The following is a 12709-nucleotide window of genomic DNA, read 5'->3' on the forward strand; positions in this document are numbered from 1 at the left end:
CCGTCAGGGTCTACCCGCGAGTAGCAATTGCTGACAAGCTGTCTACGGCCGTCCGTCAGCCTGTCCCATCCGAGGAGCACCCCATGTCCGCCTCCGTCTCCTTCAAGGTCCCCTCTCCCCGCGGCCCGCGGAGCGTGACCGTCGACTACGCGCGCGTGGGGCGCGGCGAACCGCTGCTCCTGCTGCACGGCATCGGTCACCACCGGCAGGTCTGGGACCCGGTCGTGGACATCCTCGCGACCGAGCGCGATGTGATCTCCGTGGATCTGCCCGGCTTCGGGGCGTCTCCGGGACTGCCGGACGACCTCGCCTACGACCTGGCCACGACGACGGCCGTGTTCGGTGCGTTCTGTGCGGCCATGGAGCTCGACCGGCCGCATGTCGTGGGCAACTCGCTGGGCGGTCTCATCGCCCTGGAGCTGGGCCGCGAGCAGCTCGTGCGGTCCGTCACCGCCCTCTCCCCGGCCGGCTTCTGGTCCGAGGCCGAGCGGCGCTACGCCTTCGGTGTGCTGCTGGCGATGCGGCACATCTCCCGGCGGCTGCCGCTGCCGCTGGTGGAGCAGCTGTCCCGGTCGGCGGCCGGGCGCACGGTCCTGACGAGCACGATCTACGCCCGCCCGGGCCGACGGTCACCCGAGGCCGTGGTCGCCGAGACGCTCGCGCTGGCGGGGGCCACGGGCTTCGACCAGACCCTCCGGGCCGGGCGGAACGTCCGATTCGCCGACGACATTCCCGGGATCCCGGTCACCGTGGCGTGGGGCACCCGGGACCGGCTGCTCGTGCGCCGCCAAGGGGTGCGCGCCAAGCAGGTCATTCCCCGGGCGCGCCTCGTCAGGCTGCCCGGCTGCGGCCACTGCCCGATGAACGACGACCCGGCCCTGGTGGCCCGCGTCATCCTCGACGCCGGCCGCTGATCCGCGCGGAGCCCGGGTCAAGGCTCCGGAGCCCAGGGCCACTCCGGCGCCGACCAGGGCACTGCCCAGGGCCTGGACGGCGCCGTAGGAGCCGGTCCCGACGAGCGGAGCGGTACAGGCGGCGGCGACCGGGATCAGGCCGGAGAAGAGCGTGGCGCGCTCGGCGCCGATCCGCTGCATGCCCATGTACCAGCACACGAAGCCGACGACCGTCACGACCACCGCCTGCCACAGGAGGGCCCCGGTCTCCGTGGCGTCCGGCCGCCGCAGCCACCCGGCGCCGTCCATGAGCAGCCCGGCCGCCGCGGACTCGACGGCGGCGATCCCGCACACCGTGGCGGACAGCAGCCGCGGGCCCAGCGGCCGCAGCACGGGCACGGCGAGGACCGCGAAGCCGACCTCGCCGACCAGTGCGCACGCGGAGAAGGCTATGCCGGCTCCGTCCGTACGGCCCCAGCCCTGGACCGTGAACGCGCCGACGGCCACGAGCAACGCCCCGTACAGGACGGCGCGTTGAGGCCGACGCCCGTCCAGCAGGGGCACGGCGACGGCCACGACCACGGGTGCGCAGCCGACGAAGACCCCGGGAACCGCCGGTTCGGCGGTGCGCTCGGCGGCGATGACGGCCAGGTTGAAGCCGACCATGCCCACGGCCGCGAGCACCGCGAGACGGGCCCACTGACGGGCGGCGAGCGCGCGCAGCCGGGCGGTGGCGCCCCGCCCAGCCAGGGGGACGAGCAGCAGACAGGCGAGGCCGTAGCGCAGGAACTGGCCGCCGGCGTACGGGTAGTCGCCGAGGAGGCTGTTGGCGGTGAAGGACCCTCCGACGAGGACGCAGGCGAGCCCGGCGAGGAGGGCACCGCGCATGGTGGTGGCATTCATGACAGCGACGCTAGGAACTGATGCGGTCCGGATTAAGGTCCACTTTCATGACGCCATCGGAGACCAATCCCGCCGGGAGCGTGGAGCCCTCTGCGACGCCTTTCCCCAGCGATCCGGGCAGCTCCGAGCCCCATGGCGGCAGCCCCGCCTGGGAGTTGCTTCTGCCGGCCGCGTCGGCGCCTGCACGCGCGCGTGGGCGTTCGCTCCAGGCGGCGCTGCGTGAGGCGGTGCGGTCGGGGCGGCTCGCGCCGGGTACGCGGCTGCCGTCGAGCCGGGATCTCGCCGCCGACCTCGGCGTCTCGCGCGGGTTGATCACCGAGGCGTACGAGCAGTTGACCGCGGAGGGCTATCTGCGCAGCGGCCGGGGTGCCGGGACCTGGGTGGGCGGTGCCGTACGGGCCGCCCGGCCACGCGCGCGTGACCTCGCTCCGCGCTCCGCCGACGCCCGGGCCGACTTCGTGCCCGGGACGCCGGATGTGTCGCTGTTCCCGCGTGCCGCATGGGCGGCGGCACAACGCGGGGTGCTGGCCGAGCTGCCGCACCACGAGCTCGGCTATCCCGATCCGCGCGGGCTGCCCCGGCTGCGTACGGCGCTCGCGGAGCTGCTCGCTCGCCGCCGGGGCGTGGTCGCGGATCCCGAGCGCATCGTGGTCGTCTCCGGGGTGTCGCAGGCGACGACGGTGCTCGGCTTCGTGCTGCACGCGCGCGGGATGCGCGAAGTCGGTGTCGAAAACCCCGGAAGCCCTCAGCACGACGCCCTCTACGCCGCTGCCGGCGTCTCCACCGTGCCGCTGCCCCTGGACGACGAGGGGCTCGCCATGGGCCCGCTGCGGGAGTCTGCCGTACGGTCCGTCGTCACGACGCCCGCCCACCAGTTCCCCACCGGCCTCGCCTACTCCGCCCGACGTCGTACCGAACTGCTCGACTGGGCGCGGTCCGTCGACGGGTTCGTCCTGGAGGACGACTACGACGGCGACTTCCGGTACGACCGCGCTCCCGTGGGTGCGCTCCAGGGGCTCGACCCGGAGTGCGTAGCCTACGCGGGGTCGGTCAGCAAGTCGCTCGCTCCGGGGCTGCGGCTCGGCTGGCTGCTCGTACCAGAAGCACTGGCCGAGGAGGTCGTCGAGCGCAAGCGGACCATGGATCTCGGTCATCCCACCCTGGATCAGGCGCTGTTCGCCCGGTTCCTGGAGCGCGGCGACTACGACCGGCAACTGCGCCGCTGCCAGCGTGCGTACCGGGAACGGCGCGACTCCCTGGTCGCCGCCCTGGAGGAGCATTTCCCGGGCGCTGAGGTGACCGGGATCGCCGCGGGGCTGCATGTCATCGCCGCGCTGCCGGAACGGTACGGGCCCCAGGAGCGGTTCCTCACGCGCGTGAGCGCGGTCGGGGTGGCGGTGCGCCCCCTGACGGACTACACACACGCGCGTGCCGCGGACAGTGGGCAGCCAGGCGTGCGGCTGGTCCTGGGGTACGCGCATCTGTCACCCACACGGATCCGGGCGGGCGTACGGCTGATGGCCGAGGCGGTCGCCACACGTCAGGGCTGATGGCATCGCCGCACGTCAGGGCTGACGGGGGCTCGCAGCACCACGCGCCGCTCCTGCCGCTGGCCACCGGCAGGAGCGGCAAGTGACCGGAACCGTACGTCCGCCTGTCTCCCGCGTGACTCGCCGGTTCCCCTGCGGATGCGGTCAGTTGTTCACTTGTGGTTTCCGTGTGCGCTGCGGCGCACCAGTAGTTGTGGCACTGCACACTGGCCGGATCCCGCCCCTGGAGGCCTCCATGTCACACCGTCCGTTCCCGGGCCGCCGCAGCGTCCTGCGCGGCTCGCTCGCCGCGTCGGCGGCCCTGACCCTGCCCACCGCCCTCGGCTCGGCACCGGCCTTCGCCCTGTCCGGGCGTCCCAAGGCGGGGTGGGGCGTGCAGACGGGAGACGTGACCTCCGACTCGGGGCTGGTGTGGGTGCGGTCCGACCGTCCGGCGCGGATGATCGTCGAGACGTCCGCGACCGAGTCGTTCCGGGGCGCGCGCAGATGGCACGGCCCGTTGCTCGGCACGGACACGGACTTCACCGGCACGACCCGGCTGCGCGGCCTGCCGTCCGGCGAGCAGATCCACTACCGCGTACTGCTGGCCGACCCGGACGACCCGCGCCGCACCGGCGAGCCGGTCACCGGCACGTTCCGTACGGCGTCCGCGCGGCGGCGCGACGGCGTGCGCTTCGTGTGGTCGGGCGACCTGGCCGGGCAGGGCTGGGGCATCAACCCGGACTTCGGCGGCTACCGGATCTACAGCGCGATGGCCGCGCTGGACCCGGACTTCTTCCTCTGCAGCGGCGACAACGTCTACGCCGACGGTCCGATCTCGGCCTCCGTCACCCTGCCCGACGGCAGTACCTGGCGGAACATCACCACCGAGGAGAAGTCCAAGGTCGCCGAGACGCTGACCGAGTTCCGCGGCAACTTCCGCTACAACCTGCTCGACGACAACCTCAAGCGGTTCAACGCCCAGGTCCCCTCCATCATCCAGTGGGACGACCACGAGGTGACCAACAACTGGTTCCCCGGCGAGATCCTCGGCGACTCCCGCTACACCGAGAAGAATGTCGACGTCCTGGCCGCGCGTGCCCGGCAGGCGTTCTCGGAGTACTTCCCGATCTCGACGCTGCGCCGCCCCGACGGCCGGGTGTACCGGGTAGTCCACCACGGGCCGCTTCTCGACGTGTTCGTGCTGGACATGCGCACCTACCGCAACGCCAACTCGACGGACGACCAGGCCACCGACGCGCAGGGCATCCTCGGCGCCGAGCAGCTGGAATGGCTCAAGCGCGAGTTGTCCCGCTCCCGGGCGGTGTGGAAGGTGATCGCCTCCGACATGCCGCTCGGCCTGGTGGTACCGGACACCGGCGACGGCAAGCCGAACATCGAGGCCGTCGCGCAGGGCGACCCGGGCGCTCCGCTGGGGCGGGAGCTGCAGATCGCCGAGCTGCTGCGGTTCATCAAGCACCGCAGGATCACCGGCACGGTGTGGCTGACCGCCGACGTGCACTACACCTCGGCCCAGCACTACCAGCCGTCGCGGGCGGCCTTCACCGACTTCGAGCCGTTCTGGGAGTTCGTCTCCGGCCCGCTCAACGCGGGCGCGTTCCCGGCCAACACGCTGGACAACACCTTCGGCCCGGAGCGGGTGTTCATCAAGGCGCCGACGACCGCCAACGTCTCGCCGGCCGGCGGCTACCAGTTCTTCGGCGAGGTCGACATCGACGGCGACAGCGGCGAGCTGACGGTGCGCCTGCGCGAGTCGGACGGCACCGTGCTGTTCACGCAGGTGCTGCAGCCGGGCCGGGTCGGTCAGTGATGCGCGTAGCCTGAAACCTGCCGCGCACCCGTGTCATCCCCGGGTGCGCGGCACGGTTCGTTCCGGCCCCGGCGAACCCGGCGAACGCCCCTCGCTGGAGCGCCTTTTCGCAGGTCGGAGCCGATTGTCAGTGGTCGCCTCTACGGTTTTTCCATGACGCGATCTTTGCAGGCCGTGGCCTATTGCCGACCCTCCGTGCTGGAGTCGGCGGCGGACGGACAGCGCCTGGGACTCGAGACCTCCCGGGGTGCGACGCCTTCGGGTGTCGAGGACCATCCGCGGTTCTTCGCGGGCTTCCTGACGTCTCCCCAGGTGGCCTCCGCCGGGCTGCTCGCGGTGGCCGACGTGGCGGCCGCGCGGTACTACCAGCGGCAGCTGCGCGCCTCCCTCGACCCGGTGGTGACGGGCAACGGCGACCGGCTGCGCTTCGAGTCCTTCTCCGGCTGCGGCGGGGTGTACGCCCGTCTGGACGTACTGGAGTCCGGCCTGGACGGCGGCGAGGTGGGGCACGGCACGACGAACGTCGACGTCAACAACCCCCTGCGCGAGGCCCTGGCCAGGATCGGCGCGGACGATCCGCTCCATCTGCGGGTGGGCCCCGAGGAGTTGGCCGTGACCACACTGGACGGCCCGGTCGTGGAGAAGAAGGTGCCCCTCCCGGACCGCTGGCTGCGGGGCTTCGCGGAGGCGCAGGTGATAGCGGCCGGCTTCGATCTGCGGGCCGAGCTGCCGGCCGCGGAGGCGGTGCGGTTCCTGCGTTCGCTGCCGCGCGGTGGGACGCGCGGTGCCTCGGGCGGGCCCAGGTGGGTGGTGCCCTCGGGAAGCACGTTGCGGCCGACCACGCGCGCGGTGCCCGGCGCGGTGTGCCTGCCCGGCCCGGAGCGGCTGGTCGCGCTCCAGCGGGTGCTGCGGTATGCCACGGCCCTGCGGGTGTACGGCCCCGCGGTCACCGGGGGTGCGGCGGCCACGGCCGGCGCCTGGGAGGCCGTCCTGCCGGGCATGCGGCTGACGCTGACGCTGTCGCCGGACGCCTCACGCGGCTTCTCCGGCGAGGGCGGCGTCCTCGACGCGCTCGCCACGGACGAGGCCGCCGAGGACGCGGAACTGATCTCGGTGCTCCTCGCGTGGGAGCCCCGCATCGACGTCGCCGATCTGGCCGCCGCCTCGGGCCTCACGCCCGAGCGCGTCCGGGCGGCGCTGATCCGCCTGGGCACGTCGGGGCGGGTCGGGTACGACACGGCGGAGGCGGCCTACTTCCACCGGGAGCTGCCGTACGACGCCGAGCGTGCCGAGCGTCATAATCCGCGGTTGCGCTCGGCCCTGGCGCTGGTGGCTGCGGGCGCGGTCGCGCTGGACGGCAGTCTCGGGACGGTGACGGCCGAGGACGGCCATGTGCACCGGGTGCGGGACGAGGCGGGTGTGCTCACCTGCAGCTGTCTGTGGTGGGCGAAGTACCGGGGCGGGCGCGGACCGTGCAAGCACGCGCTGGCGGTGCGGATGGTGCGGCGGGGCGCCGTGGCGGAGCGGGAGACGGTGCGGGTCGACGGGGGTGTGGGATGAGTGCGCTGCTGGACGCGGTACGGGCCGGACGCACGGCCGACGTGGTGAGTCTGCTCGACGGGATGACGGACGCCGAACGACGGGCGCACTTCCCCGATCTGAAGGCGCTGCGCAAGGAGCTGCGGGCGGACCAGTGGAGCGACGAGTCCCGTCGTGCCTACCCCGCCCTGCACGTGGCCGGGGCCGCGTGCCAGACCGGTGCGGCAGGTGCGGCAAGCTGGCTCGCGGCCTCCGAGATGCGCTGGTGGCGGGCGTCACCGGCGGTGCTCATCGATGTTCTCAGCGACCGGGAGACCGACTGGCTGGGCGATGTGGCCCATCGGCTGGCACGGCGCCCGATCAGCGCACGGGTTCCCTATGAGCTGATGGCCGGTCTGGTACGGCTCTCCGGCTGCCCGGCGCCCACAGCGGACGCGTATCTGCGGGGCTGGCTGGAGCACATCGGCGGCAGTTGGCAGCGTGCGGGCACTGTGCTCGGCCGTCTCCGCCAGGAGCCCCAGCTGACACGTCTGGTGGCCGCCCTCTTCGAGACGGACGACATCGGTGCCATGGTGGGCTGGATCAGGGGTGAGGGACCGGGCAGTTGGGCCGAGGCGCTCGCCCTGCTCACCGCCGAGGGCGTGCTCGACCGGACGTCGATGGTCGACGCGTGCGTGGCCCGCCTCCTGCGGGGTGGCCGGGCCCCCGATCTCCGGGTGTTCCTGGGGATGTTGAAGGCGCTGGAGCTGACGCGGGAGGAGCAGCGGGAGCACACGGCCGACTGGCTGGCACTGGCTTCCGACGCTCCGTCCGCCGTGGCCGGTCACGCCCAGTCGGTGCTGTCTTCGCTGGCCCTGGACGGCGAACTGACGACACCCAGCAACTGGTCGAGATGTCGGGCGCCGTCCTGTTCCGCGCCGAGAAGAAGCTCGTGCGCGCCCAGCTGGTCCTGCTGGGGAAGGTGATCGCCCGCGACGCGTCCGCCGCCGAGGCCCTGCTGCCCGCCGCCGCTCAGGCCTTCGGGCACGAGGACTCGGACGTGCAGGATCGGGCGCTGAAGCTGGTGGAACGGCAGGTCGGCAAGGTTCAAGGCGCTCAGGTGCGGGACGAACTCGCGTCGGCTGCCGTGCAGTTGACCCCCGTCCTGCGCGCGCGGGCGGCCCGCAGCCTGGGAGCGGCTCCCGCGTCCGCGGAACCGGTGACGTACGAGGAGGTGCTGCCGCCCGCACCCGAGCCGGTGCGGCTGGCACCCGCTCCGGAGTCGGTGGCCGAACTCGCCGAGGAGGTCGGCGCGTTGCTGGCGTCCGGCGCGGACGTGGCGACGTTCGAGCGCACGCTGGACGGGTTGGTGCGCCATGCCCACCAGGACAGGGACGCGCTGGTGGAGGCGCTCGCCCCTGTGGTCGCACGCCTCTGGTGGGTGAGCGCCGAGTGCTCGCAGTACCGGTTGAACGACCACTTCAGCGGCCAACCGCACCGCCTCGAACTCGTCCTCGCGACGTTGCTCGGCAAGATACCCACGGACACTCTCCACGCCACGGTCCAGCATGGGACGTCGGGGTCCGAGTGCGTACACGGTGCCCTGACCCGTGCCTTCACCACCCGCATCTGGGACGTCGCACACCGGATCCGCACGGAGCCGCTGCCCTTCCTGCTGTCCACTCCCACTTGGAGCACCGGCCTGTTGGAGCCGGACGAGCTCGTGACGCGCCTCGACACGTACCGGCGTCTGGGTGCCCGGGTCTCGCCGGCCGACTTCGCGCAGGCGCTGCTGCGGGTGCGGCGCGACGACCGTACGGCGGCCAGGGCCGCCGCACTCCGGGCGGCCGAGCTCGGCACGGCGGAAGGGACACGGCTGGCGAGGTGGCTCACCGCGGACAGCCCGACGCTGCCTGTCGCGAGGCGGCGGACCGCCGGCCCGCGCATCCTGCTGGAGTGCGGTGAACTCCTGGAGCTGCAGGACGGCTTTCCGCGGGAGTTCCGTCCCCTCGGCCGACCGGTGAGCGTCTACGGCGACCGCCGGCACTGCTACCACTGGGACGACGGCATACGCCCGCACTGGCTCGCTCTCCTCCCCGAGCGGCGTGAACTGGTCGCGCTCAGACTGCTGCACGACCTGTCCACGGCCGCCGTGGACGACGTCCGGGGTGCCGCCGCGATACTCCCGCTCCTCGCCGAATCCGGCGGCGAGCCCGGCGAGGCCGTACACCTGGCCGTGGCGTACGGGCTCGGCGCACGGCATCCGGAGGACCGGCTCGCCGCCGTGGACGCCCTGCTGGTGCTGGCGGCGCGCGGACAGCTCGACGCGGCCCGGCTGGGTGCGGATCTCGGGCAGCTGGTGCGGCGCGGGGCCCTGAAGGCGTCACGGCTCGTGGAGTCGGTGCGGACGGCGGCGGCGACGGGGGCGAACGGCACCGTCTGGGTCGTACTCCGGCACACCCTGCCCGTCCTGCTCGCCGACCTCGCCACCGGCGGGGCAGCCGCACCGGCACGGGGAATGGCCGATCTCCTGGCCGTCGCCGCGGAGTGCGCCGAGCGAACGGGAACGCGCGAGGAACTGCCGCACCTGGCACGAACGGCGGACCGCCCTGGCGCGTCCCGGCTCGTGGCCCAGGCTCGACGCCTGCGCAGCGCACTGACAGAGGGGGTGGCCGCATGACAGCTAGCGGAGCAAACCAGACATAAGTGCTCTTTACCGCCCGGTCACAAAGCGTTCGTGATCACGCAACACCCTTCCTTCACAGTGGCTGCATGAGTCGAGACATGTCTGATGTGACGCGCGCGAAGCACGGCCGTCCTGTACATCACTGGCGGCGCGACATCATCGAGCTCGCCGCGCTGTTCACGGCGGTGGCGGTGGCCGACGCCGTGGCGAACCTGGTCGGGCACGGGCCCGACGGACCGGAGCTGCTGCTGGTCTCGGCGGCCGTGCTGGTCGCCACGGCGGGTTTCCACACATGGTGGGCACGCCGCCACGGTCACGCACCGCCGAAGGGCGATACCGGTGCCCGGCCGCGCTCCGAGAAGCAGGCCGGGCCGCCGGACCAGTCGCGGGACGCGGCCGCGCCCGTGGCCGAGGAGGGCGCGCTGTGGCGGATGCGGACCACGGTGAAGGACGAACCGGGGTCGCTGGCCGCGCTGTGCACGGCGCTCGCCGAGCTGCGGGTGGACATCCTGAGCCTCCAGACGCATCCACTGGCCGAGGGCACGGTGGACGAGTTCCTGCTGCGTTCGCCCGGAGGGCTCGCCGCGGCCGAGATCACCCGTGCGGTGTCGGTGGCCGGCGGTACCGGCACCTGGATCGAGCGGGCCGACGCCCATGACCTGGTGGACGCGCCGACCCGGGTGCTCGGCCTGGCCACCCGTACCGCCCTGGACGCGGCGGAACTGCCGCTGGCGCTGCGGCAGTTGCTGGGCCGGTGCACGATCCGTTCGCTGCCCGCCGTGCCGGCCGGAGGCGGCCGGGGGCCGGAGCCGGTCCCGGTGGAAGGGGCTCTCGAGGACACCGTGATGCGGCTGCGGGCGCCGGAAGGCGGAGTGATCACGGTGGAGCGGCCGTATCTGCCGTTCACACCGACCGAGTTCGCGCGGGCGCGGGCGCTGGTGGAGCTGGACGCCCGGCTGGGCTCGCGCGTGCCGCGCAGCCAGGACGTGCTGACACTGCCCGAGGGCAACGACATCACCGTGCGGCGGGTGGACACCGGTGACCTGGCGGCCGCGAAGGAGATGCACGAGCGGTGCTCGGCGGGGACGCTCAGGATGCGGTACCACGGGCCGGTCGGCGATGCCGACCGCTATCTCAACCATCTGCTCAGTCCGCGGTTCGGGCGGACTCTCGCCGTGCAGACCGCGTCGGGGCGCATCGTCGGGCTCGGTCATCTGCTGTGGGACGGTGACGAGACGGAGGTTGCGCTGCTGGTGGAGGACGCGTGGCAGCGGCGGGGCGTCGGCAGCGAGTTGCTGCGCAGGCTGGTGGGGATGGCGATCGAGGCGGACTGCGAGAGTGTGTACGCCGTGACGCAGTCGTCCAACACCGGGATGGTCGCTGCCATGCGCGGGCTGGGGGTCCCCCTCGATTACCAGATCGAGGAGGGGACCCTCGTCATCACGGCGCGGTTGGCTCCGCCGGTTGAGCCGGAGGGCGCCGTGGGGGTTACGGAGCGACTGTCGAGTGCGGGTGAATGGAGGAGTGCCGAAGCGCCGTAGGGGTTGCGTCGCGACCGGCCAGTGAAGGTGCGTTGAGGCTGGTCGCGCAGTTCCCCGAGCCCCTGGAGGGGCGCTGCCGTGCCCCCAGTGCCTCATCCAGGTCTGCCCACAGGTCGTCGACATCCTCCAAGCCCACCGACATCCGCAGCAGCCGGTCACTCACCCCGGAATCCCGGCGGTCGTCCGCGTCCACGATGCGGTGGCTGATGGACGCCGGGTGCTGGATGAGGGTGTCGACGCTGCCCAGGCTCACGGCGGGGGTGATCAGGCGGACACCGGCGATGACCTCGTGCGGGTCGCCGTGGACCTCGAAGGCGATCATGGCGCCGCCGATGCGCGGGTAGTGGACGCGGGCGACCCGCGGGTCGGCGGCGAGACGGCGGGCGAGTTCGGCGGCGGTCGCGGAGGCGGCCCGCACCCGCACCGGCAGGGTGGACAGGCCGCGCAGCAGCAGATACCCGGCCAGCGGATGCAGGACCCCGCCGGTGGCGAACCGTATCTGCCGCAGCCGTCCGGCGAACTCCTCGTCGCAGGCCACCACGCCCGCCATCACGTCCCCGTGCCCGCCGAGGTACTTGGTCGCGCTGTGCAGCACCAGCCGTGCGCCGTGTTCGGCGGGGCGCTGCAGCACCGGCGTGGCGAAGGTGTTGTCCGCGAGCAGCGGGACGGAGCCGCAGGCGTGGGCGACCGCCCTCAGGTCCACCTCGGCGAGGGTGGGATTCGCCGGGGACTCGACCATCACCAGGCCCGTGTCGGGCCGCAGGGCCTCCGCGATACCGGCCGGATCGGTCCAGGTCACCTCCGAGCCCAGCAGGCCGGCGGTCAGCAGGTGGTCACTGCAGCCGTAGAGGGGGCGTACGGCGACGACATGGCGCAGGCCCATCGAGGCCCGCACGAGGAGAACCGCGGTCAGCGCCGCCATGCCGCTGGCGAAGGCGACCGCCGCGTCGGTGCCCTCCAGGCGGGCCAGGGCGGTCTCGAAGCGGGCGACGGTCGGGTTGCCGAGGCGCCCGTAGACGGGCGGGCCGTCCGGTTCCGCGCCGGTCGTGGCGAACGCGTCGATGCGGGCGGCCTCGGCGCGGCTGTCGTACGAGGGGTAGGTCGTGGACAGGTCGATCGGCGGGGCGTGCAGGCCCTGCCGTGCCAGGTCGTCGCGGCCGGCATGCACGGCCTCGGTGGCGAGGGCTCTGGGTGCTGTGCGGCGTACGCCGTCGTACGCGGGCGTGTCCAAGGGCGTGTCCATGACCGAAGGGTGAACAGTGACCGGGCCACGGTGGCGAGGCTCCGTGCTACGTTCGGCCAATGGCTGAATCTGTCGTACTGGACCCGGTGGATCTCCAGCTGCTGAGACTTCTGCAGAACGACGCCCGGACCACCTACCGCGATCTCGCCGCGCAGGTCGGGGTCGCGCCGTCGACGTGCCTGGACCGGGTGACCCGGCTGCGCCGCTCGGGCGTGATCCTCGGTCACCGGCTTCAGCTGGATCCGGCGAAGCTCGGGCGGGGCCTGCAAGCGCTGCTGTCCGTGCAGGTCAGACCACACCGAAGGGAGCTGGTGGGGCCGTTCGTGGAGCGGATCCGGGCCCTGCCGGAGGCGCTGACCGTCTTCCACCTCACCGGCCCGGACGACTACCTCGTCCATGTCGCGGTGGCGGACATGGCGGATCTGCAGCGCCTGGTCCTGGACGAGTTCACCGCCCGCCGGGAAGTCGCCCGGGTGGAGACTCGGTTGATCTTCCAGCAGTGGGAGTGCGGCCCCCTGCTGCCGCCTTCGCCCTCAGCTCAATCGGAGTGACGTACCGCGGCCCC

At 72.8% G+C, this 12709-nt stretch carries 7 protein-coding genes and 2 pseudogenes; 7 read left to right on the top strand and 2 right to left on the bottom strand.

Going from position 1 to position 12709, the window contains the following annotated elements:
* The first annotated feature begins 83 nt into the window (after positions 1 to 83).
* Positions 84 to 914 carry an alpha/beta fold hydrolase gene (locus ACQEV2_RS05740; RefSeq protein ID WP_433037188.1) on the top strand — a complete coding sequence of 277 codons (831 nt, stop codon included), beginning with the start codon at positions 84 to 86 and terminating at the stop codon, positions 912 to 914.
* Positions 915 to 1007: 93 nt separating this feature from the next.
* Here the strand turns inward: ACQEV2_RS05740 and ACQEV2_RS05745 are convergent.
* Positions 1008 to 1796 (bottom strand): annotated as a pseudogene (locus ACQEV2_RS05745) (EamA family transporter); the annotation flags it as partial.
* A gap of 47 nt (positions 1797 to 1843) precedes the next feature.
* On the opposite strand from ACQEV2_RS05745, the gene ACQEV2_RS05750 reads away from it, so the two are divergent.
* The 5 genes and pseudogenes from ACQEV2_RS05750 to ACQEV2_RS05770 all read left to right on the top strand — a co-directional run bounded on the left by ACQEV2_RS05750 (position 1844) and on the right by ACQEV2_RS05770 (position 10901).
* Positions 1844 to 3346 carry a PLP-dependent aminotransferase family protein gene (locus ACQEV2_RS05750; protein WP_433037190.1) on the top strand — a complete coding sequence of 501 codons (1503 nt, stop codon included), beginning with the start codon at positions 1844 to 1846 and terminating at the stop codon, positions 3344 to 3346.
* A 235-nt stretch (positions 3347 to 3581) separates the two neighbouring features.
* Positions 3582 to 5156, top strand: a complete 1575-nt coding sequence (locus tag ACQEV2_RS05755) for an alkaline phosphatase D family protein (protein ID WP_433037192.1) — start codon at positions 3582 to 3584, stop codon at positions 5154 to 5156.
* Positions 5157 to 5309: 153 nt separating this feature from the next.
* Complete coding sequence (locus ACQEV2_RS05760; RefSeq protein WP_433037194.1) at positions 5310 to 6716, top strand: SWIM zinc finger family protein; 1407 nt, start codon at positions 5310 to 5312, stop codon at positions 6714 to 6716.
* A pseudogene (locus ACQEV2_RS05765) lies at positions 6713 to 9354 on the top strand (DUF6493 family protein). The gene ACQEV2_RS05760 and the pseudogene ACQEV2_RS05765 overlap by 4 nt, the downstream one beginning before the upstream one ends.
* 104 nt (positions 9355 to 9458) lie before the next feature.
* The gene (locus tag ACQEV2_RS05770) at positions 9459 to 10901 is read left to right on the top strand and encodes a GNAT family N-acetyltransferase (RefSeq protein WP_433037196.1); all 1443 of its coding nucleotides are present in this window, start codon (positions 9459 to 9461) and stop codon (positions 10899 to 10901) included.
* Here ACQEV2_RS05770 and ACQEV2_RS05775 read toward each other — a convergent pair.
* Positions 10849 to 12144 (bottom strand): trans-sulfuration enzyme family protein, encoded by a 1296-nt coding sequence (locus ACQEV2_RS05775; protein ID WP_433037198.1) that lies wholly within the window; start codon positions 12142 to 12144, stop codon positions 10849 to 10851. The genes ACQEV2_RS05770 and ACQEV2_RS05775 overlap by 53 nt on opposite strands.
* 59 nt (positions 12145 to 12203) lie before the next feature.
* On the opposite strand from ACQEV2_RS05775, the gene ACQEV2_RS05780 reads away from it, so the two are divergent.
* Positions 12204 to 12695 (top strand): Lrp/AsnC family transcriptional regulator, encoded by a 492-nt coding sequence (locus ACQEV2_RS05780; protein WP_433037200.1) that lies wholly within the window; start codon positions 12204 to 12206, stop codon positions 12693 to 12695.
* Positions 12696 to 12709 lie beyond the last annotated feature (14 nt).

Origin of the sequence: Streptomyces sp. CA-251387, from assembly GCF_050936625.1 — a bacterium.
Classification (GTDB): domain Bacteria; phylum Actinomycetota; class Actinomycetes; order Streptomycetales; family Streptomycetaceae; genus Streptomyces.